The sequence below is a fragment of the Hymenobacter aranciens genome (assembly GCF_030580865.1).
Taxonomy (GTDB): Bacteria; Bacteroidota; Bacteroidia; order Cytophagales; family Hymenobacteraceae; genus Hymenobacter; species Hymenobacter aranciens.
On the sequence record NZ_JAUQSY010000003.1, the window covers coordinates 178,798 to 201,139 of the forward strand.

The 22,342-nt window shown below is 67.6% G+C and carries 14 protein-coding genes; 3 read left to right on the forward strand and 11 right to left on the reverse strand.

What is annotated here, in order from left to right; genetic code table 11:
* Positions 1 to 22 precede the first annotated feature (22 nt).
* Positions 23 to 703 carry a C40 family peptidase gene (locus Q5H93_RS05280; protein WP_305005453.1) on the reverse strand — a complete coding sequence of 227 codons (681 nt, stop codon included), beginning with the start codon at positions 701 to 703 and terminating at the stop codon, positions 23 to 25.
* Between the two features lie 127 nt (positions 704 to 830).
* On the opposite strand from Q5H93_RS05280, the gene Q5H93_RS05285 reads away from it, so the two are divergent.
* Positions 831 to 2,240 (forward strand): FAD-binding oxidoreductase, encoded by a 1,410-nt coding sequence (locus Q5H93_RS05285; RefSeq protein ID WP_305005454.1) that lies wholly within the window; start codon positions 831 to 833, stop codon positions 2,238 to 2,240.
* A 110-nt stretch (positions 2,241 to 2,350) separates the two neighbouring features.
* On the opposite strand, the gene Q5H93_RS05290 is transcribed toward Q5H93_RS05285, so the two are convergent.
* The 8 genes from Q5H93_RS05290 to Q5H93_RS05325 all read right to left on the reverse strand — a co-directional run bounded on the left by Q5H93_RS05290 (position 2,351) and on the right by Q5H93_RS05325 (position 14,500).
* Positions 2,351 to 4,402: a T9SS type A sorting domain-containing protein gene (locus Q5H93_RS05290; RefSeq protein WP_305005455.1), complete on the reverse strand. Its 2,052-nt coding sequence runs from the start codon at positions 4,400 to 4,402 to the stop codon at positions 2,351 to 2,353.
* Positions 4,357 to 4,890, reverse strand: a complete 534-nt coding sequence (locus Q5H93_RS05295; protein WP_305005456.1) for a hypothetical protein — start codon at positions 4,888 to 4,890, stop codon at positions 4,357 to 4,359. Before Q5H93_RS05295 ends, Q5H93_RS05290 begins: the two co-directional genes overlap by 46 nt.
* A 93-nt stretch (positions 4,891 to 4,983) precedes the next feature.
* Positions 4,984 to 6,699 (reverse strand): T9SS type A sorting domain-containing protein, encoded by a 1,716-nt coding sequence (locus Q5H93_RS05300; RefSeq protein WP_305005457.1) that lies wholly within the window; start codon positions 6,697 to 6,699, stop codon positions 4,984 to 4,986.
* Between the two features lie 49 nt (positions 6,700 to 6,748).
* The gene (locus tag Q5H93_RS05305; protein ID WP_305005458.1) at positions 6,749 to 8,434 is read right to left on the reverse strand and encodes a T9SS type A sorting domain-containing protein; all 1,686 of its coding nucleotides are present in this window, start codon (positions 8,432 to 8,434) and stop codon (positions 6,749 to 6,751) included.
* A 57-nt stretch (positions 8,435 to 8,491) separates the two neighbouring features.
* Positions 8,492 to 10,228 (reverse strand): T9SS type A sorting domain-containing protein, encoded by a 1,737-nt coding sequence (locus tag Q5H93_RS05310; RefSeq protein WP_305005459.1) that lies wholly within the window; start codon positions 10,226 to 10,228, stop codon positions 8,492 to 8,494.
* Positions 10,229 to 10,276: 48 nt separating this feature from the next.
* Entirely contained in the window at positions 10,277 to 11,995 is a 1,719-nt protein-coding gene (locus Q5H93_RS05315) for an SBBP repeat-containing protein (protein WP_305005460.1), read from the reverse strand.
* 45 nt (positions 11,996 to 12,040) lie between these two features.
* The gene (locus Q5H93_RS05320; protein ID WP_305005461.1) at positions 12,041 to 13,756 is read right to left on the reverse strand and encodes a T9SS type A sorting domain-containing protein; all 1,716 of its coding nucleotides are present in this window, start codon (positions 13,754 to 13,756) and stop codon (positions 12,041 to 12,043) included.
* 114 nt (positions 13,757 to 13,870) lie between these two features.
* Positions 13,871 to 14,500, reverse strand: coding sequence for a hypothetical protein (locus Q5H93_RS05325; protein WP_305005462.1), 630 nt, complete (start codon positions 14,498 to 14,500; stop codon positions 13,871 to 13,873).
* Between the two features lie 298 nt (positions 14,501 to 14,798).
* Between Q5H93_RS05325 and Q5H93_RS05330 the strand changes: the two genes are divergently transcribed.
* Complete coding sequence (locus Q5H93_RS05330) at positions 14,799 to 15,530, forward strand: response regulator transcription factor (RefSeq protein ID WP_305005463.1); 732 nt, start codon at positions 14,799 to 14,801, stop codon at positions 15,528 to 15,530.
* Between the two features lie 491 nt (positions 15,531 to 16,021).
* Here the strand turns inward: Q5H93_RS05330 and Q5H93_RS05335 are convergent, their stop codons facing one another.
* Positions 16,022 to 19,576 (reverse strand): DUF8693 domain-containing protein, encoded by a 3,555-nt coding sequence (locus Q5H93_RS05335; RefSeq protein WP_305005464.1) that lies wholly within the window; start codon positions 19,574 to 19,576, stop codon positions 16,022 to 16,024.
* 240 nt (positions 19,577 to 19,816) lie between these two features.
* Positions 19,817 to 20,254: an acyl-CoA-binding protein gene (locus tag Q5H93_RS05340; protein WP_305005465.1), complete on the reverse strand. Its 438-nt coding sequence runs from the start codon at positions 20,252 to 20,254 to the stop codon at positions 19,817 to 19,819.
* Between the two features lie 178 nt (positions 20,255 to 20,432).
* Here Q5H93_RS05340 and asnB point away from each other — a divergent pair, with 178 nt between their 5' ends.
* The gene (gene asnB, locus Q5H93_RS05345; protein WP_305005466.1) at positions 20,433 to 22,340 is read left to right on the forward strand and encodes an asparagine synthase (glutamine-hydrolyzing); all 1,908 of its coding nucleotides are present in this window, start codon (positions 20,433 to 20,435) and stop codon (positions 22,338 to 22,340) included.
* Positions 22,341 to 22,342: the final 2 nt, after the last annotated feature.

The window sequence follows — 22,342 nt, forward strand, 5'->3', positions numbered from 1 at the left end:
TAGGAAGTGTCGCTTCTTAAAATTAAAAGCGCGGCCGCACCGCCCGGATGAAGCGGCTCAAATAGTAATCCGACTCGAAGTTGGTTTCGACTACGCCCAGCGAGGTGGAGGCGTGAATGAAGTCCACGCCCTCCTCATCGGCCACGGTCACCATGCCCACGTGGGTGATGGTGCGGCTGCCCGGCGAAGCGCCGAAAAAGAGAAGGTCGCCCGGCTTGAGCTCGGTCGGTTTGATGGGTTCGCCCCACACGGCCTGCTCGTTGGAGGAGCGGGGAATGGTAACGCCCGCCTCGGCAAAGGACAGCTGCAGCAGCCCCGAGCAGTCGAGCCCCAGTCGCGTGGTGCCCCCGAAGAGGTAGGGTGTGCCCTGGTAGCCGCGGGCGGCCTCAATCACGGTGGCCAGGGTGCCAGTGGCGTTGCCCACGCGGGCCACCCGCTTGGTAACCACCTTGGTGGTGCTGCTGCCGGCGCTGCCCGAGCTGCCACTGGGGGAGGTGGTTTTCACCTTCGACTTCACCACCGGGCGGGTGGCGGGGCGGCTGCCGGTCTTTTTGATGCGCACCATCTCGCGGGCCGAGCGGTACTTGCCGTCACGGTAGTTGAGCTTGCGGGCGCAGCTGCCCAGCAGGGTGCTGGCAATGAGCAGTATGGCGAGGGCAGGGGCGGGGCGGCGCCAGGCGGCGGCCAGAGCGAAGAAGCGCATAAGCAGGAGGCTGGGGGCCGGCTCGGTCGCTACCAGAATGGTGGCGTTCGGAGTGGGCCGTATCTTCGTCACAACGCTTGGCATCGCCACAAATATACTTCCGGCGGCCCGGCTTCTTCTTTTTGCTATGGCATTCAATCAACTCACTCCCGAATTAGTCGTTGCCTTTGAAGGTGTTGTGGGGCCGGCGAACGTCCTTACGGCCCAGCGCGTCGAAACCGATGTATACGCCGATTACGGCCGCGACCACACCGAGGATTTGGAATTTGCGCCCGACGTGGTGCTGCGCCCCGGCACCGCAGAGGAGGTGGCCGCCATCATGGGCCTGTGCCACGCGGCCGGGGTGCCCGTCACGGCCCGGGGCGCGGGCACCGGCCTCAGCGGCGGGGCGCTGCCCATCCACCACGGCGTGGTGTTGAGCACCGAGCGGCTCAACCGCATTCTGCAGATTGACGAGCGCAACCTGCAGGCCACCGTGGAGCCCGGCGTGATTAACGAGGTGTTTCAGAACGCGGTGAAGGAAGTCGGCTTGTTCTATCCGCCCGACCCGGCCAGCAAGGGCTCCTGCACCCTGGGCGGCAACCTGGCCCACAGCAGCGGCGGCCCCCGCGCCGTGAAATACGGCACCACCAAAGACTACGTGCTGAACCTGCAGGTGGCCCTGCCCACCGGCGAGCTTATCTGGACGGCCGCCAACACCCTCAAAAATAGCACCGGCTACAATCTCACCCAGCTCATGGTGGGCTCGGAGGGCACACTGGGCATCATCACCAAGGTGGTGTTTCGCCTGCTGCCCTACCCGCAGCAGAACGTGCTGATGCTGGTGCCCTTCCGGCAGGAAGCCCAGGCGGCCGAGGCGGTATCGGCGGTGTTTCGGGCGGGCATCATTCCTTCGGCGATGGAGTTTATGGAGCGCGAGGCCATTGCCTGGTCGTCGAATTACCTCAACATCCCGCTGACGCTGCCCGAGGAAATCCGCGCCCACCTGCTCATCGAGCTCGACGGGCAGGACCTCGACCAACTGTACAAGGAGGCCGAGCAGGTGTATGCCGTGCTGGAGAACTACGACGTGGACGAAATCCTGCTGGCCGACACTGCCGCCCAGAAGGACGACCTCTGGAAAATCCGGCGCAACATCGGCAACTCGGTGCGCTACAACTCGGTGTATAAGGAAGAAGACACCGTGGTGCCCCGCGCCGAGCTGCCCACGTTGCTGAAGGGCGTGAAGGAAATAGGGGCCCGCTACGGCTTCAAGAGCGTGTGCTACGGCCACGCCGGCGACGGTAACCTGCACGTCAACATCATCCGCGGCGAGCTCACCGACGAGCAGTGGAACGTGGGCCTGCGCCAGCCCATCTCCGAGATTTTTGAGCTCTGCGTGCAGCTCGGCGGCACCATCTCGGGCGAGCACGGCATCGGGCTGGTGCAGAAGCCCTACATCGGCATCGCTCTCAAGGAAGCGAATCTGAACCTCATGCGCGGCATCAAGGCCGTGTTCGACCCGAAGGGGATTCTCAACCCGGGCAAGATATTCTAGGGCCTGATGCCGCCGGCTGGCAACGTGCCGCCAGCGCCTTCATTCCAACAACCAAAAACGCCCGGTCGCTATTCAGCGGCCGGGCGTTTTTGGTAAGGAAACGTCGATGCCTACTCCACCACCAGCCGGCGCGAGACGGCGCCGCAGCGCAGCACGTACACGCCCGCCGGCAGGCCGGCCAGGTCTACCGTGGTTTCGGCGGCGTGGGCGGGCACGGCGAAGGCGCGCACCGGGCGGCCCAGGGCGTCGAACAGCCGGGCGGGGCGGGCCGCCGGGGCGGCGGGCAGGCGCAGGATGGCGCGGTGGTGGGCCGGATTGGGGTACACATCAAGGGCCGGGGCGGCGGGCAGGGCGGGCTGGGCGGCCAGCAGGGTGTTGGTGAGGCGGGCCAGGCTCACGCGCTGCTGACCGTTGACGGTCACGAAGCTGCCAGCGAGCAACAGCTTGCCGTCGGTGGGCTGCACCGTGATGCTGAGCACGCCGGTGCCGGCGAAGTAGCCCGCCTGGGTGGTGATGGTGGCGAAGGAAGTATCGAGGCTGCCGTCGGCGTTGAGGCGCTTAATCTGGTAGAGGCGCAGGGTAGGGTGCAGCTGCGTGACCAGCAGGCGCCCGTCGGGCTGCAGGGTGATAGTGCCGTTCAGGGCCGCCGTAAAGCTGGGGTCGGGCGTACCGTTGGCCTGCAGGCGCACCAGACCATTGGGCGCGGCCACGCCCTGGAAGCTGGTGAAGCTGCCCGACACCAGCAGCTGACCCGATGGCAGCAGCGTGAGCCACATCGCGGCGGGCTGGGTAATCAAGCCATTCGTGCCAAAGCCCGTATCGAGCGAGCCATCGGCGTTGAGACGGGCCAGGAAGCCGCTGGTATTGCTGCTCCAGCGCAGCAGCAGCTTGCCGTCGGGCTGCACGGCTACCATTTCGATGAAGTAGGACGAGCCGCCGGCCCAGGGGGTGGCGGGCACGAACGACGGGTCGACGGCGCCGGAGGGCAGCACGCGGGCCAGGCCCGGCCGGGGCAGGCCGCCGGCCTCGGTAAAGTAGCCGCTTATCAGCCAGCGGCCGTTGGGAGCCGGCAGCAGCTGGCTGCTCAGGGGCGCCGTTAAAAAGCCCGTAATCAGCACGGTCGGGGTGAAGGACGGGTCGAGGGTGCCCGTGGGCAAGTGCCGTTGCAGCAAGCCCTGCGGGCTGCTGTAGCTCTCGAGCACCATGATACTGCCATCGGGCTGGGGGTAGCGGCTGCCGCTGCTACTGATACCGATGGCCGAATGCAGGCTGCCATCGGCATTGAGGCGCACCACGCTGCCGGCGGCTATGGGCGTGCCATTGAGCTTGTCGAAGTCGGCCTCCGCCAGCAATTGCCCGTTGGCCTGTGGCACGATAGTGCCAAAGTAGCCGCGCTTGGCATACACCGGGTGGTAGCTGGCATCGAGGCCACCGCTGCCGTTGAGCCGCGCCAGCCCGGTGCGGGGCACGCCGTGCAGGCTGGTGAAGGCGCCGCCGGCCAGGTAGGTGCTGCCGGGCAGCTCGATGATGTCATACACGGTTTCGGCAGTGCCGGGGCCGGGGCCGAAGTTGAAGTCGGGGATGCCGCTGCTGCTCAGGCGCACGATGCCGCCGCGCACCAGCCCGCCGTAGCGCGTAAACCGGCCCACCACGAGAATGCTGTCGAGCGGCGACACCCGCAGGTGCATCACGATGCCGCCCGTCGAGAGGGTGCCGGGCTGAAACAGGGGGTCGGCGGCACCGCTGGCCGTCAGGCGCACCACGCTGCCGGTGGTGGTGGCATTGAACTGCGTAAACTGGCCGCCCACCAGCAGCATGCCGTTGGTTTGGCGGGCCACGGCGCGCACCGGGCCGTTGCAGCCAGTGCCGGTGTTGAAGCTGGCATCGGTGCTGCCGTCGGCGTGGAGGCGGGCCAGGTTGTTGACGGTGATGCCGCGCAGCTGCGAAAACGACCCGCCGATGACCAGCTTGCCATCGGGCTGCACCACGATGACTTCGATGCTGGGCGAAGTTCCGCCCTGCGCCATGTCGGCGGCCGTGAGCTGGAAGCTGGTATCCAAGGTGCCGTTGGCGTTAAGGCGCACCACGGGGGCCACCGGCACACCGTTGTAGGTGGTCAGGCTGCCGCCCACCAGCACCTTGCCGTCGGGCTGCACGGCCACGCTGCGCAAGTTGCTGCCCCCACGCCGGTGAAAAACCCGTCGCCGCCGGCGTTGAAGCTCGGGTCGAGCGTGCCGTCGGTGTTCAGCCGCACAATGCCACCCTGCAACACTCCATCATAGAGCATGCTCTGCCCCACGGCAATGATTTTGCCGCCGGGCTGGATTGCCAGGGCCGTGGCGTAATTATCAATCATGCCCGTGCCGGCCTGAGTACGGAAGCTGGGGTCGGGGGTGCCGTCGGCATGGAGGCGCCGCACGGTATTGGTAATCGCACCGTCGAGGTAGTCGTAGGCGCCCGACACCACAATCCTGCCATCGGGCTGCACGGCCATGGCGCGGGTGATATAATTGAATGACGTGAAGTTACGCACGGGCTCCTGGAGCCGAAACGTGGGGTCCAGCACCTGGGCCGGGGCCGCCGGGGCCAGCAACGTCAGCAGCAAAGCCAGGCCGGCCAGCCGCCGGCGGAAGGGTAGGGGTAGCATCATAAAGAAAGGGATGATATAAAAGTCATCGGCGCTCGCTAAAACCAAGGCTCCAACGGGCGCAGCTGCTACAAAGATAGGTGCTTAGAACAAGCCTTACTCCAGCACCAGCTTGCGGCTGGCCCCGGCGCCACGCAGCACGTAGAGCCCGGCGGGCAGGCCCGCCACGTCGAGCCGGGCGGAGGTGGCGCCGGCCGGCACGACGTAGTGCCGCACGGGGCGGCCCAGCGCATCGAGCAGGACGAAGGCCTGCGGGGCCGCAGCGGCCGGCAAGGTGAGGATAACAGCCGAATGGGCCGGGTTGGGGGCCAACTGCAGCAGGGAGGAGGCGGCCGCTTGCATACTGGTGATGACGGGCAGTGCCAACCGGCCGAGCAGTGGCTGCGTGAAGTTGCCGGGGCTGGGCAGCGTAAACGGCCCCAACTGCGCGGGGCCCCGCGCCGAACCGGCCACGCTGAGCGTACCAGTGGAGCCGAGGGCGCTGGCGTACAGTCGCTCGGTGCCGGTGCCAGCGCTCACCACCGCGCCCCAGTGCAGCGTGCCCCGGCCCGAAAAGGCCAGCAGCAGCCCATTGGAAGCGTTCGGGGTAATGCTTTGGAAGAACTGCCCGCGCACCATGAGGCCGCCCGTGAGGTAGCCCACCACGTACACCGTGCCCCGGCCGTCGGTACTCAGGCTGGTGAGGTGCGTGGTCGGCGAGAACGTCGTGTCGTCATACTGCCAGCCCGTGGTGCCCGGCGCGCCGTACTGCGCCAGCAGCGTGCGGGCGTAGAAGTTGGGGTAGGAGCGGGACGTTTCCGAAAGCACACAAACGGTGCCCGGCGCCGGCGCCACCAGGTCGGTCACGCTGCTCGTGGCGTTGAGGAGGCCGGGCACGGCCGTTGCGGGGCGCTGCGCCCATTGCAACACCCCGGCGCTCGTGTAGCGGGCCAGCACTATCTCGGCGCCCGGGCTGCTGGCCGGCAGCAGTGTGCCTTCCAGGCGAACGGCCCCGGGCGCATCGGCTGCCAGGTAGCAGTCGCCTGCCGGGTCGCAGGCCAAGGCTACGTGCAGCAGGCGGGCGGTGGTTTCGGCGCTGCGCGCCCAGCGCAGCACGGGCGTACCGGTGTGCAGGTTGCCCAGCCGGGCCAGCATCAAGCCGTAGCCGTTGGGGGCCGTTGGGCTGAAGGTGGTGCCGGCTAGGTCAGCCGCGCCCTCGTAGCAGCCGCTGAATACCAGCTCGCCGGTAGCGTCGAGGGCCAGACCCGTGCCGTAGGCGTGGTGGCTGGCGCTACTGCCCTCCGGCGCCAGCCGCAGGCCCCACAGCACGTTGCCCAGTGCGTCGAGCTTCAGCACGAAGCCATTGCTGCGCCCGGCGGCAGCGGATGGGGCAGCAGGGTCGGCCAGTACGTAGCTGCCCAGCGTCAGGGAGTTGGCGAAGCTGCCTGCTAGGTAGAGGTTGCCCGCCGCATCGGTGACCATGCGCTGCACTCCCACGCCCACAAACGGACTTTGGAGGTGCCGCGCCCACTGCAGGGCGCCGCCGGGCGTGTACTTCACCAGGAAGCCGCTGTTGGGCACGCTGGTAAAGAACGGCGAAGCAACCAGGGTGAGCTGCGCCGAAAAGCGGCCGTACGCGTAGGTGTTGCCGGCGGCATCCTGCTGTACCTGGTGGGCTTCGTTATTGGTTACGTAGCCCCCCGTATTGCTGCCGCGCGTGGCCCACTGCCAGGCGGGCACGGTGGTTTGGGCCCGGGCCGCTGGTAGCACACCAACGGCCACTGCGATAGAACCAGCGGCCACGGCCGCAACACGGGCAAGCGTCGAAAACATGACAGAGAAAGGAGTAAGAGCCAAGTCTAAAGCTACAGCCTCGGGGGGCCTACTCCAGCACCAGCTTGCGGCTGGCCCCGGCGCCACGCAGCACGTACAGCCCGGCGGGCAGGCCTGCCACGTCGAGGCGGGCGGTGGTGGCGCCGGCCGGCACGGCGTAGTGCCGCACGGGGCGGCCCAGCGCATCGAGCAGGACGAAGGCCTGCGGCGTAGGGGCGGCCGGCAGGTTGAGCAGGGCTGGGCCGTGGACGGGGTTGGGGGTTACTTGCAGGAGAGAGGCTGCCGCTGGCTGCGTGCCCGTCAGCGTGGCCACGCCGAAACGGCCCAGCAGCATCTCGAAGCCGCTGCCGGTGGCCGGGAGCGTAAAGGAGCCCAGCTGCGCGGCATCGCGGGCAGTGCCCAGGGCGTGTACCCGGCCCGAAGGCGCCACGGCTATATCCATCAAGGATTCGAGGCCGCTGCCACTGCTCACCGCCGCCCCACCCCGGAGCGTGCCCTGGCCGGTGTATACCAGCAGGTACGCATCCATGGAGGCGGGCGTGGCGGCCGTGAGCGTAGTGGCGCCCAACTGGTAGGTGCCGCTGAGCGCGCCGGCCAGGTACAGGGTGCCAGCGGCATCGCTGCGCAGGCTGGAAAAGCCCAGGTTGGCGCTGGGAGTGGGTAGCTCCTGGCTCCAGCGGGGCGTGCCCTGGGCCGCATATTGCGCCAGCAGCCAGGTGGCAGACGGGCTGGAACCCGTTGCACGGTACCCGGCCAGCAGGGTGGCGTTGCCCGCCGCATCCACGCCCACGCCCACCAGCGTGACGTCGTACGGCGCGGGGGCGGCGGCCGGCGTGGGTGGGCGCACGGCCCACTGGGGCACGCCGGCGGCGTTGGCCTTCACGAGCAAGGGCGCGCGCGAGCCGCCGGTGTCCGGCAGCAGGGTGCTGCCCCAGCGCACCTCCCCGTTGGCGGTGGTGCCCAGCAGCACGCCGCCCGCCCCATCGAAGCGCAGCACGCTCTTGATGGGCGCGCCGGCCGCCTCCAGCAAGGTCACCCATTGCGCCGGGCCCAGGGCGGCACCCGGGTTGGGGAAGTAGGCGATGAATTGCGCTCCGTAGGTAATGGGGTCGATGGTGAGGAGGTGGCCGCCAATCTCGGCGGTGTCCAGCAGCCAGCCGCTCACGGCCAGGTTGCCGGCCGCGTCCACGGCCAGGCCGTTGCAAACCACCGAGCCGTCGGCGGGCGCGGCCGCGCCCCCCAGGCGCGCCAGCCACTGGGGCGTGCCCTGCGCGTCGAGCTTGGCCACGAAGCCGGTGATGAAGACGGGGCTGCTCAGCGAGAGGGCGCCCACCTGCAGGTTGCCGTAGAACCTGCCCACAAAGTACACGTTGCCCGCCGCATCGGTGGCCACGTCGTAGATGTTGACTTCGCGGGACGGGCTGCTGGGCTGGCACACCCAGGCCACCTGCCCGGCGGGCGTGTATTTCACCACGTAGCCCGTGGTGGGGTGCGGGGCGGTAAGGGTGGTGCTACCCAGCGTGAGGGTGCCCGTCAGGGAGCCCACCGCGTAGGTATTGCCGGCCGCATCGGCCTGCACGGAGAGGCCCACGTTGCTGGCCGTGCTGGCCCCGCTGCTGGCCCCACGCGCGGCCCAGTCCCAGGTGGCCGTGGGCGTTTGGGCGTGGGCATCGGGCCGCGCAGTGGCCAGCAGCACGAGCAAGCCGGCCGCCCCGGCAGCCAAACGAGTAAGCATCGAAAACATATCAGGGAATGGAGTAAAAGTCAGCCCCAAAGCTACGGCCTCGGGCACCTACTCTACCACCAGCTTGCGGCTGGCTCCGGCGCCGCGCAGCACGTAGAGGCCAGCGGGCAGGCCCGCCACGTTAAGCCGGGCGGTGGTGGCGCCGGCGGGCACAGTGTAGTGGCGCACCGGGCGGCCCAAGGCATCGAGCAGGGCGAAGGCCTGCGGGGTGGGGGCGGCCGGCAGGGTGAGCAGAGCCATGTTATGGGCGGGGTTGGGGGCTAGGTGCAAGGCAGAAGCCGTCGCTAGCTGTGTTGCCGTTACGACATTTACGCGCAAGCGGCCAGTCAACCATTCATTATTAGAGGCAGTAGCGGGCAGGGAGAAGGAGCCCAGGCGGGCATCGCCGGTAGCGTAGCCCGCCACATGCAGCTGGTCGGGCGCACTGGCCGCCACTGCCACCAGCAGCTCCTGTCCCAGGCCGGAGCTAACGACCTGCCCCCAGCGCGGGCTGCCCTGCGCGGTGAAGGAAAGCAGCATCCCATCGCGGGTGGCCGGCGTGGTACTGCTAAGCGACAGCCCGCCCAGCGTAGCGCTGCCCTGCACGCTGCCGCACACGTAAAGGTTGCCGCTGGCATCGGCCGCCAGCCCCTGAAAAACCCCCTCGTACTGCGACACCGTGGTCGTATAAGACCACCCGGGCGTGCCCGGAGGCCGGAGCTTTACCAGCTGCGCGGCGGTAGTCGTACTGGGCGCAAAAGCCGACGCCCGCAGCAGCATACTCACCCCGGTAGTATCGGCCACCATGGCGCAGGGAAACAGGTGGACGGCCGCTACGCCAGTAGGCAGCGGATTAGCCAGTTGCCGGGCCCACTGCACGGTGCCGCTGGCGTCGTATTGCAGCACGGCCATGACGACGCCCGCCGCCACCCCCGGCAGCGTGAAGGCCCCAAAGGTCATGGGGCGGCTGAGGATGGCGCTGGCATAGAGCTCGCCCGTGGGCCCGAAAGCAGCGTCCGCCAGCCGGTCGTTGCTTAGCCCGGCCGCCGTTCGCACCCATTGCACGGTGGGGGCGGCGCTGCTGGTATTCGCCAGGCGGGCCACGTAGTAGAAGGTGTCGTTGGCTGCATTGCCCGGCAGAGGCACCCCGGCCAGCTCCACGTTGCCCTGATAGTATCCCGTGACGGCCACGTTGCCGGCCGCATCCACGGCCAGCCCTTCGCAGGAGGCATGAAAGATGCTCTGCGGCTGGGTGCCTCCGAGGCGCAGCGCCCACTGCACCATGCCCTGTGCATCGAGCTTCAGCACGAAGCCATTCGGTTGGCCAATGTTGCCGGGCATGACCAACGGGTCGGTCAGGGTCACGGCGCCTATCGTCAGGTTCTGGTAGAATTCCCCCGTCAGGTAGCTGTTGCCCGCCCCGTCGAGGGCCAGTCGTGTCGGGTACACCGTTCCGGCCGTGCTGCTGAGCCGCTGCGCCCAGCTCATAGTGCCGGCGGGGGTGTACTTGGCTACGCAGCCACTATACACGCCCGTGGACGCCAGCGTGGTGCTGCCCAAAGCCATTGTGCCCGAAAAGGTGCCCGCCACCACCGTGTTGCCCGCCGCGTCCGCTGCGATGAGATAAGCGGAGTTGTCCGTATTGTTAGTCCCGCTGCTGCTGCCGCGCGCGGCCCACTGCCAGGTGGCCGTAGTCGTTTGGGCCCGGGCCGCCGGTGGCAGCCCGCTAAGCAGTATAAAAAAGAAGGCAGCTGATACTGTACGGTAGATGACCTGGGAGAACATATCGTAAACAAGAATACCCACAAAAGTAAGTCTCAACCCGGAAGCGACTGTTCTCCACCGGCCCCCGGCCTACTCCAGCACCAGCTTGCGGCTGGCCCCGGCGCCACGCAGCACGTAGAGCCCGGCGGGCAGGCCCGCCACGTTGAGCTGGGCGGTGGTGGCGCCGGCGGGCACAGTGTAGTGCCGCACGGGGCGGGCTAGCGCATCGAGCAGGGCCAGAGGCTGCGGTATCGGGGCGGCCGGCAGCGTAAGCAGGGCCGTGCCGTGCGCGGGATTGGGGGCCAGCAGCAGCGCCGAGGCGCTGGCCGGTTGCGCGGCCGTCGTCGTGCGCAACTGCAGGCGGCCTATCAGCAGCTGGTAGGCCGTGCTGGTGGCGGGCAAGGCGATGGGACCGAGCTGCGCATCGCCCCGCGCGGCTCCGGCAACGTGCACGGTTTCGGGGGGGCTCACCGCCAGACTGCTGATGACTTCGACCCCCGCGCCGTTGCTGATGGGCAAGCCGTACCGTAAGCTGCCCTGCGGCGTAAAGGAAAGCAGATAGGCATCGGTGGCCGTGGAGGGGCTGCTACTGAGGGCTGCCCCACCCAGGGTGAAAGACGTATCGAAGCCGCCTGCCACGTACAGGTTGGCTGCCGCATCGAGGGCGAGGCTGCCGATGCCGGTGGCGCTGCTGCTGCCCACCGTGGTGTGCTGCCAGCCGGCCGCTCCCTGCGCCGAATACTGCGCCAGCAGCAGGCCGCGCTGGTAGTTGGGGGCGGACGCGCTGGCATGGGTGGCTACATACACGGCGCCGGTGGCGGGGGCGGCCACATCCGCCACGTTGGTCAGCGTGGCCGTGCCGGCGGGCAGCACCTCGGGCAGGCGCACGGCCCACTGGGCCGTGCCGCTGGCATCGTACTTCACCAGCATGCTTTGCCAGGCAGTGCCCGTGCCCGGCAGCGCGTGTCCACCGAATGTCATGCCCCCCGTGTTGCTCAGCGCCGCATACACGTCGCCCGCCGCATCCAGCGCCAGGGCCGTATCGAAGCGAATCTGGGGGGCCTCGGCGGTGCGCACCCAGGCCAGCGTGGGGCTGGCGGTGCCCGTGGCAGTCAGGCGCGCTACGTAGAAGTAGGCCTGGAAGCCGGAGCTGACCGGTACCGCCTGCCCGGCCACGCTGACGGTGCCACTCAGGTACCCGGCAATGGTGACAGTGCCGCTGGCATCCACCGCCAGCCCATTGCAGGTGGCCCCGCCGCCAAAGGCATTGGGCACTGGCCCGATGCGGGCGGCCCACACCACGCTGCCCTGTGGGTCGAGCTTGGCCACAAAGCCGTTGGGGCCGCCGGCACCGCCCGGGATATTGTTAGGGTCGGGCAGCACGTACGAGCCAATCGTCAGCTCATCTTCAAACACGCCCGTCAGGTACACATTACCCGCGCCATCGGTGGCGACGCGGTACATATACAGGCCGCCGCTGGGGCTGCCCAGCTGGCGCACCCAGGCCACGCTGCCGGCAGGCGTATACTTGGCCAGGTAGCCGCCCATGGTGGTAGGGCTGGCCAGGGTGAAGGCGCCCAGGGCCAGGGTGGTGGTGAAGTGGCCCAGCACATATGTGTTGCCGGCCGCATCTACGCATAGCCGGTTGGCCTGGCTTTGGGCTGCGGGTGCCCCCGGGCTGGCGCCGCGCACGGCCCATTGCCAGGCAGGGGTGGGCGCTTGCGCCCGGGCCGTCGGCAACAGCCCCACGATGAGAAAAAAGCAGCAGGCCACTCCGGCAACCAAGCGGGTAAACGTTGAGAATATCATCGAAAACAGAATAGGAGTCAGCCCCAAAGCTACGCTGCCCCCGGCCTACTCCAGCACCAGCTTGCGGCTGGCCCCGGCCCCACGCAGCACGTAGAGGCCGGCGGGCAGGCCCGCCACGTCGAGGCGGGCGGTGGTGGCGCCGGCCGGCACGGCGTAGTGCCGCACGGGGCGGCCCAGCGCATCGAGCAGAGCGAAGGCCTGCGGGGTGGGGGCGGCCGGCAGCGTAAGCAGGGCGAAGTCGTGGGCCGGATTGGGGGCCAGCAGCAGGGCGGCAGCGGAAGCGGCGGTCGAAGTAGCAAGGGGCAGCATTTGAAAATGCCCTGTCCAGACTTCACCGGTAGTGCTGGCAGTGGGCAGCACAAAAGGCCCGAGCGAGAGGGCCGCATCAGAGCCCCCCACCACGTAGAGGTCGTCGACCCCGGCAGCACACAGGCCGACAACATGGTCGGCCCCGGGGCCGGCGGCCACGGGTAGCGCCCAGCGCCCGCCCCCTTGCGGCGTGAAGGAAAACACCACCCCATCGGTGCTGGCCGGGGTGGTGCCGGTCACGCTGAGGTTGCCCAGTACGGAGGTGCCCTGCAGGTAGCCCCCGGCATACACGTTGCCGCTGGCATCGGTGACCACGCTGCGCAGCCCCAATGAGCCATTGGTAGTGGGCAGACTGTGCAGCCAGCGCAGTGCTCCCAGCTCCGAGTAAGCCAGCAGCTGCGTGGTGGCCTCGTACACCGGTGTGTACACCACCTCGGTGTGCAGCAAATAGAGGCCCCCGGTAGGGGGAGCGGCCAGTGCAGTCGGAATGCCAAAGGGCTGGGCACCGGCTGGCAGCACTGCCGGCAGCTGCCGGGCCCACTGCACCGCGCCAGCGGCATTGTACTGCACCAGCGCAGTGGCCATGCGCGCGCCACCACCCGGCAGCGTGGTGCTACCAAAGGTGGCACTGTTATAAATAGCCGTGCTCAGGTAAAGGTGGCCGGCTGCGTCGAAGGCCAGACCGGGCGTGGTGCGGTAGGGGGTGCCCGACGCCATGCGCACCCAGCCCACGGTGGGGGTGGCGCTGGCCGTATTGGTGAGGCGAATGACGAATAGGTTGCTGAAGTCCGTGGCCAGCGTCGATACAATTGCTCCGCTCAGCGCTAGGCCGTTGACGTAGCTGCCGGCAATGGCCAGGTTATCGGCCGCGTCGATGGCCAGCGCCAGGCAGGGTGCCGCGCCGCTGGTAGCGCCGGGCTGCGGCCCAAGGGCAATGGCCCACTGCACCACGCCCTGCGCGCTGAGTTTGGCCACGAAGCCCATTTCCTCAGTGCTGTTGCTGGGCAGGCTGGCAGGGGCAGTCAAGGTAGTAGTGCCAATAGTCAGCGCCTGCACAAAGCCGCCGGCCAGATACAAGTTGCCCGCCCGGTCGACGACGCAGTTGGTGGGGCCCGCGTAGAAGTTGGGACTACGCAGTACCTGGGCCCATACCACGCGGCCGGCGGCATTGTAGCGGGCCACGTAAGACGCATATCCACCGCCGGCCGCGAGCACTACCCCGTCGAGGGTCAGCTCCTCGGCAAAAACGCCGGTGATATAGCTGTTGCCGGCCGCATCAGCCTGCACCCGATGCCCCCCCGACTCGCTGAAAATGGCCCCCGTATTGCTACCGCGACTGGCCCAGTCCCAGCGGATGGCAGGAGCTTGGGCCCGGGCCGCTGGCGGCCCTGTAAGTACTAGCAGCAGTAGCCAGGCGGCCAGCGAAAGCAAGTAAGTAAAGCGTAGTATCATAAAGGAAGATGAAACTCCTTCAAAGTTAGGTCGCCACCCGCATATCGCCCCTGCTTGCACAAAAACGGCGGCCGGACTCCGCCCGACCGCCGCTTCTTTCTGCAGGCCCGGGCCTTACTGCACGCGCCGCACGAGCACCGGCGTCCAGAGGGCATTGCTGGTGTTGCTGGCGCCGTTGAGAGCCGCAATCTTCACGCGCAGCTGGGCGCCGCTGGGCAGCCCCGCGAAGAGCTGCTCGATGGAGGAGCCGAAGCACACCTCCCAGTGCTTCTCGTCGAGGGTGGGGTCGATGGTGAAGCGGGCCAGAAAGAGCGTGGTATTGGCCGGGCGGCCCACCCGGCTGCTGATGGAGCCGGCCTGGGTGCCGTCGAGCAGCACGAAGTTGGTTATCGCGGCCGGGGTCTGCCTGGCCTTGGGCTCGGCGGCAAGGTCGAGCGAGGTGCTGAGCAGCGCCGCCAGGTTGCCGGGCTGCTGGCGGTTGCACTCGGCGGCCAGCAGGCCCATCTGCACGCGCACGGCCTGCCGCAGCAGGTCGCGCTCCTCCGTGAGGGAGGGCGTCAGAAAGGCGTGCTCGGCTACGTGTACGTCGTAGCTTTCCACGGCCCGCCCCAGGTCGTTGACCATGGTAGGGCCGGTGGGGAAATACTCGTTGCTGGTAAACGAGGTAACCGCTTTGTGGGCCCGGGGGCTCACCTGGTCGGCCGGCAGCTTGTCGAAGCTGGTGTTGAGTTTAGGTTTACGCATGCTTAAAAGCAGAAAGGTGATAGGAAAACAACACGTGCGCGCCCCGGCGGCTAACCCGGGCGCCCCTGCCGCCGGCCGCCGGGCAGCCATGCCGGGGCTAGGGAAGGGCCGGGCGGCTGGCTACCCCGCCCCGACAATGCAAAGGTGTGCCCTCGCCCGCCCGGAAAAAATACCTACATGTGGGTGATTTTTCGGAAGCCGGCCGGCGCCCGCCCCCGAAAGGGGAGCCACTAGCTGCTTGTGGCTTACATTCGCCACTGCATCCCCCGAAAGTTCTGTTCACTCCTAATGCCTCCCCATGAATCTGCTCGTTTTCGGGCAGCAGGGCGAAGCCGTGGACCTTCGGGCCGAAGCACCCACGGCGGCACCCCTGCTCACCCCCGCCTTGCTGCAGGCGCTGTGCCAGCAGTGCCCCCTGCCCCTGGTGGCCGTGGCCGACCTGGCCGACGGCCAGCCGCCGCAGTGCTTCGGCACGGCCCTGGCCGCGGTGCCGGCCCTGGCCCCCGGCCCCTTCGATGCGGCGGCCCTGCACGCCGCCCTGCATCCCGCCGATGCCCCACTGCTGGCCTGCGCCCGCGCCTGGGCCAGCCAGTTTGTGCAGCAGCACCCCGCCATCGACCCCGCCACGCAGCTCTGCTGCCGCCTGCGGCTGCTGGGGCCGGGGTGCGCAGCGTGGCCAGTGCTGCACTGCGTGCCCCTGGCCACGCTGCGCACCCCCGACGGCACCGGGCCGTGGGTATCCTACTTTCAGCGCCTCGACCTTGGCTGGTCCGACACCGGCTTTCGCTTTGGCTTCGCCGCTGCCGGCTTCTGGCCCTGGCTCCGCCGCCTGCTGAAAGCCACCAAGCAGCTCTACCTCACGCCCCGCGAAGACCAGGTGCTCCGCTTGCTGTTGGAGGGCTTCAGCAATGCCCGCATAGCGGCCCGCCTGCACATCGAACACAGCACCGTGCTCACGCATCACCGCAACCTGTTGGGTAAGGCGCCCGGCGGCCAGCTGCCGGCCCTGGCCTGGCTGCTCGAAGCCTAGGCCCGCCTCCGCCCGGCGCCCGGCCCGCTTCCGGCAGCGGGCGCCGGTAGCGCCCCGGAGCTTGCCAAGCAAGCCGGCGCCGCCGCCGACTGCTCAGCAACAGCCGCCGTCGGCTAGCCGGCAACTGCCGGCTAGCGTTTGGCAATTGTCAGCTAGCTTTTGGTGATTGCCGGCTAGCGTTTGACAATTGCCGGCTAGCGTTTGGCAATTGCCGGCTAGCTCTTGGCAATTGCCGGCTAGCGTTTGGCAATTGCCGGCTGGCAGTTAGCAATTGCCGGCTGGCAGTTAGCAATTGCCGGCTGGCAGTTGGCAATTGCCGGCTGGCAGTTGGTGATTGCCATCTAGCGTTTGGCAATTGCCGGCTAGCACTTGGCAATTGCCAAACGCTAGCCGGCAATCACCAACTGCCAGAAGGCAACCGCTGGAAGCACGAAGCAAAACGCCCCCCTGCCGGGGGCGGCAGGGGGGCGTTTACAGGCAGCGGGCGAGGCTTAGCGCAGCACCACGCGGGTGGTGAGGGGCGCCTGCCCCGGCACGCACACGCTCAGGGCGTACACGCCGGCGGCCAGCGTGCTGGCATCGACCTCCGTGCTGAGGCCGGCGGCGGGCAGCGCCAAGGGCTGGCTGAGCACCGTCTGACCGAGGCTGTTGGTGAGCACCAGGGTGCCGGCGGCCGCCGTGGCGCGAGCGGGCAGCGTGAGGCTGAAGCGGCCCTTGGCGGGATTGGGGTACACGGCCAGGCCGGCGGCACGGGCGGCGGCCGAGTGGCTGCCGGCCACGATGCTGCTGGCGCCAAACTGCAGGCTGAAGCGGCCCGTGACGATACCCGTAGTGGCGGCGGCCCCCGTCAGCGAGAAGGTGTAGCTGGGCTGGCGGCGCAAGTCGATGCGCTGGCCGGTGGCCGCGTCGAGCAGCCACACGCCGCCCGGCACGCTACTCAGGTTGCGCAGCTCGGCCGCCGCGAGGGTGTAGCTGGTGCCGAGCACCGGCACGCGCACGCCCAGGGGCACCACCGTGGCCTGGAGCAGCCCGGCCGGCGACAGGCCGTTGATGGCCAGCAGCCCGTCGGCCGCTTCCGAGTACAGCGACAGCCCGGTGGGGTTCATGATTTTCTCGGCGTCGAACTCGGCGTCGATAGCTGGCGTGGCGCCCGATTCGAAGTACACGAAGGCATCGTCGGTGGGGGCGTTGCCGCCGCTCAGCGTGAGGTGCAGCACCGGGCGCAGGTCGGCGGCAGCGCGCCGGAAGGTGGTCTGCGGGCCGTAGGTGGTCACGCGGTGCGTATTGCGCAGCGTGAGCGTGCCGGCGCTCTGCCCGGCGGCCACCCGCACGAAGAAGCCCTGCGCGCTGGGAATCTCGGGGTTGCCCACCCCGATGCCGTTGGTGTAGGAGCGGTAGGAGCCGGCGTACTGCCCGCTGCTCTCATACACGTACATGGCGGCCATCACGCCCGGGCGGCTGCCGGCCGTCACCAGGCTCCAGTTGAGGGGCGCGGCGTAGGGGTTGCCCACGAAGGCCCAGCCGGCCTCGGTGGCTGGGCCGCGGCTCAGGTTCAGCACCACGTTGCCGGTGTTCAGCGTGCCCCGGAAATCGACGAGGGCCGTGGCGGGCAGGTTCACGGTGTAGCCGCGGCCCACGCCCATGAGGGTAGCGGCGCTGGCCGGCGTAAACCAGCCTTTATCGAAGGCCGTCATGTCGTTCACGGCCGTGGCCAGGCGGGCCTGGTCGTAGGCATACACGGTGGGGAAGGGCAGCACGGTGCCCGGCGAGGCGGCCGTGTTGTAGCCCCCGCCCACGGTGGGGTTCCAGCCGCTCACGCCCAGGTCGGCCACGGTGGTGCTGGCCACCGGCGACGAATAGTGGCGGTAGCCCAGGCCTGTATTGGCGCCCGGCGTGAGGTAGCGCTGCACGGTGGCAGTGCCCGTCACGTTGCCCGTGCCTTCGTGGTGTACCAGGGCGGTGCCGGTGGCGGTCGAGAGGAGCGTGAGGGCGTTGCCGCCGGTCACGAGGTTGCCGGTGGTAAGGCGCAGCACCTGCGCCACGCTCAGCGGGGCCTGCATGGTCAGGTTCTGAGCGTTGTTCACGGTGAGGCCACGCACGCGGGTGGGCAGGCCGTCGCCGCCCACCTGCGTCGACACGCCGTCGTAGATATAGGTAGCGTCGGAGCTGTAGGAGCGGGCGCCCGACACGCGCACCGCGCCGATGTTGTCGGTGAGGGTGATGCCCGCCGCATCGCAGATGCCGAGCGCGCCGCCGGCCGCCAGCGTGAAACTGCCGTTGCCGGTGATGGCGTGGCAGTTGGCCATGAGCGTGCCGCCGTTCTGAATGGTCAGCGTGCCCGCCACGTTGAGCGGGGCCGTGAGGTAGGCCGTGCCCGCGCCGCCCGTGGCGGGGCCGGTCACGGTCACGTTGCGGTAGGCGCCGCCGGCCACGGTCTGGTAGCTGCTCACCACGAGGTCGGGCAGGCTGCCGCAGGTGGCCGTCAGGCTGAATTCGCCCCGCCCGCCGGCGTAGCCGGTCACGTACACATAGTAGTTGGTGCCCGCCACGGTGGGGAAAGTCACCAGCGACATGGTGGCGTCGCCGAGCTGGCCGCAGCCGTCGTCGTCCGACGCCACAATGTTCAGGTTGCCGCAGCTGCCGGTCAGCACGAAGAGCTGGGCATCGTAGCGCAACGCGCTGCTGCACATGTTGAGCGTGATGGGCGTGCCCGTGCCCGTGATGCGGTAAAACACCCCGCCCGACTCGGGCCATATCTCATCGCCGTTGAACGAGGTGCCGGTGGGGTCGTTCGTATTGGTGCTGCCCAGGGTCGAGCCGGTCACGGTAGCGCCGCAGGCCAGCTGCGGGGTGTTCGAGCCGGCGCACTGGTCGTTGGGCGGCACCGTGCCGAAGTACAGCTGCGCCGGCGGGCTGGCCGGGGTGCTGCCGCAGCTGCCCGTCACGGTAGCCACGTAGGCCGCCCCCGGCACCAGCCCGTTGATGTTCACGGGCGAGGAAGTGGCGCTCAGCGTCTGGGTGACGGGGCCGCCGGCCGGGCCGTAGCTCACGGTGTAGCTGGTGTTGCCCAGGCCCGCGTCAAAGGTCAGGCTGGCCGAGGTGCCGGTCACGTTCTGGGCCGTCAGGTTGGTGGGGTTGGCGCAGGCCGGGGCCGCCGCCAGCTCGGCCACCAGGTAGGTCATGGTGGTGGTGTTATTGGCGATGTAGTTGTTGGGTGGCCCGCCGTAGGTCGTTTGCTGAATCAGGAAGAAAGCCCCCGAGCGCGGCGGCGTTTCGCCGAGCGAGCCCACCGGAAAGTACTGGTTGTTGTCGATAAGCGCCCCGATGAGGAAATCGCCCTGCACCGTCACCGGCGTGAGCAGCGGCAGGCGCTTGTAGCCCCCCAGGTCGGCCTGCTGAATGGTGTATTGCGCCGAGCGGGCCAGAATCGAGCCGTTGGCACTCATCACCACCAGCGTCAGGGGCTGTCCCACGTTCACGGCATAGTTCGGCACTTGCGCCGAGATGGCCGTCACCCGGGCCGCCCCGTTCGAGGTCAGCTTCACGCCCATGATGCCGTCCTGGCCGTTGTCGGGCAGCTTATAGCCGTAGGTAGCAATAGCCCCGGAGCTCGTGTAGGCGAAGGTATTGGCCGTAATCTGGGCAATACCTTCCCTCAGGTTGTTGCTCGAGTACGTATCCGTAGGCAGGTACACCGTCACGTCGTCGTAGCCCTGCACTGTCGGCGCATAGGTGTCGAAAATCACCGTAGTAGACGCCCCCACCGCCAGCGAGGGCACCGTCTTCACGTTCAGGAAGAAGTTAGCGCCCGTCACGTCCAGCGTCACCGGCAGGTTAAAAATCGTCTGCGTGCCCGTGTTGGTGATGCGCGCCTGCACGGCGTGCCGGCCCAGCCCCGCCGGCACCTGCCCTTGCACAAACACCGCATCCACCGACGCATCAATGTAGGCCAGCGCCGGCGTGGCGCTCAGCAAGCCCAGTCCGGTGGCCACCGCCCCCAGGCAGCCCATCCGCCGGAGCAACTTTCCAAGTGTAAAAACTGCCATAGAAACCAAAAAGAGTAAAAAGGAAAATGAGTTGAATACCAAACAACCCCGCAAAGTAACAGCATCATCCTCCTTTCTCCCAAATCCGGCTGCTACTTTTCTGTTCCTAACCGCTTTTCCAGCCCTGGCAGCCCCTTTTCAGCCGCAACGGCCCCGCCCCCGCACCCCCGCAAAAAGGGCCGGTCCCTTGCGGAACCGGCCCCTGGTGCTGGCGTTCGTGTTGCCGTTGGCGGCCGCGGCCTACTGCTGGCCCTTCAGCTTGTCCTCGCCTCCGTAGGGCGCCCCGGCGGTGATGTCGCCGCGCAGGCCGCCGTGGTCGGCCGGGGTCGGGGCGTTGGTGTTGGCATCGGTGGCCACGGCGTTGGTGGGGGCGCCGTGGCCGCCCTCCTTGCCCAGGCCGGTTACCTCGGCCGCCCGGGCCACGTAGCGCTGCTTGGCTTCCTCCTCGGGCAGGCCCTTGTACTGGTTCCACGAGTCCCACTGGCCCTGCGAGAGACCGGCGGGGCCGTTCGCCTTATCGGCTTCGTCGGCGCTTACTTCGCCGCTCTGCATGTTCACGTCGCCCTCGGTGGCCTGCTTGTAGAGGCCGTAAAGCTCGGTCATGTGCTGGGGGGCCGTGTCGGCGGGCAGGTTGTTCACCCGCTCCACGGCGGCTTCAAATTGCTCGTTCAGGTTCATCGGAAAGAAAGAATAAGAGGTGGGAAGAAAGACGCTAAAAACCGGCAGGAAGGAAGCAAACCCCGGCAGCAAGCAGCTGCCGACGCGCTAAAAAGCGCTGAATTCCTCCAAATTCCAGCCTCCTGCAATACCCATCTGCGGGGCGTTAGGTTACGGGGGTGTAACTTTGCCGGCTACTATGTGCGGAATTACCGGAGTCTTTGCCTTTACCGAAACAGGCCGCCAGTCGCTGGCGGGCCTGCAAGCATCTACCGATGCCATCATTCGTCGTGGTCCCGATTCGCAGGGCCACTTCGTGTACGACCAGTGCGGGCTCGGCTTCCGGCGCCTAGCTATCCTCGACCTCTCGGCCGACGGCAACCAGCCCATGACCGACGCCGCCCAGCGTTACACCATCGTCTTCAACGGCGAAATCTTCAACTTCCGCGAGCTGCGGGCGAAGCTGGTTAAGAAGGGCTACAAGTTCCACTCGCAGACCGATACCGAGGTCATCCTCAACCTCTACATCTCCGAAGGCCGCTCGTTCATTAAGAAGCTCAACGGCTTCTTCGGTCTCGCTATCTTCGACAAGGAAGAGAACTCGCTGTTCATTGCCCGCGACCGGTACGGCGTCAAGCCCCTGCTAGTGTACCGCGACGAGGACAAGCTGTTCTTCGCTTCGGAGATGAAGTCCATCATGGCCCTGGGCGTGCCCCGCAAGCTCGACTACGCGGCCCTGAGCCACTATCTGCAGCTCAACTACATCCCCGGCCCGGCCACCATCTTCAAGGGGGTGAAGAAGCTGCTGCCCGGGCACTACCTCTACATCAAGGATGGCAAGGTGGTGAAGAAGCGCTGGTACAAAATTCCCTACGACCCGAAGAAGGTTGACAAGCAGAAGCTCGACTACGAGCAGCAGCAAAAGAAGCTGGTGACCCTGATGGACGACGCCGTGCAGCGCCGCCTCGTGGCCGACGTGCCGCTGGGCGCTTTCCTCAGCGGCGGCATCGACTCCAGCGTCATCACGGCCCTGGCCGCCCGCCACACGCCCCACCTCAACACCTTCAGCATCGGCTACAAAGACGAGCCGTTCTTCGACGAAACGAAGTACGCCAACCTCGTGGCCGCCCGGCACAAGACCAATCACACCGTCTTCTCGCTGACCAACGACGACCTCTACGAGCATCTGCACTCGATGCTCGACTACCTCGACGAGCCCTTCGCCGACTCCTCGGCGCTCGCCGTGTACATCCTCAGCCAGCGCACCCGCCAGCAGGTGACCGTGGCGTTGAGCGGCGACGGCGCCGACGAAATCTTCGGCGGCTACAACAAGCACATGGCCGAGTTCCAGGTGCGCCAGGGCGGCTTCAAGGCCGAAGCGGTGACGGGCCTCAACTTCCTGTGGGACATTCTGCCCAAGTCGCGCAGCTCGTTCTTCGGCAACAAGGTGCGCCAGCTGCAGCGCTTCTCGCGCGGCATGCTCTCGGGTGTGAAGGACCGCTACTGGGACTGGGCCAGCTTCGCCTCGGAGAAAGATGCCCGCGGCCTGCTCAGCGCCGATAGCCGCCGCAAAATCGGCAAGAAAGCTGCCGACAAGCGCCGCAAAGACATCTTAGAAAACATCCACGCCGACGGCGACCTCAACGAGGTGCTGCTCACCGATATGACGCTGGTGCTGCCCTACGACATGCTCACCAAGGTGGATATGATGAGCATGGCTAACTCCCTGGAAGTGCGCACCCCCTTCCTCGACTATCACGTCGTGGATTTCGCCTTCTCGCTGCCCGTCAGCAGCAAGGTGGACGGCAAGATGAAAAAGAAAATCGTGCAGGACGCCTTCCGCTCCGAACTGCCCGTCGAGCTCTACGACCGTCCCAAGCACGGCTTCGAAGTGCCGCTGCTCAAGTGGTTCCGCGGCGAGCTGCGCCCGCTCATCGAAAACGACTTGCTGGCCGACGACTTCGTGGCCGCACAGGGCATCTTCGACGTCGACGCCGTGCGCGCCCTCAAAACGCAACTCTTTTCGCGCAGCCCCGGCGACGTGCACGCCCGCATCTGGGCCCTCATCGTGTTCCAGACCTGGTGGAAGCAATACATGGCCGCCTGATG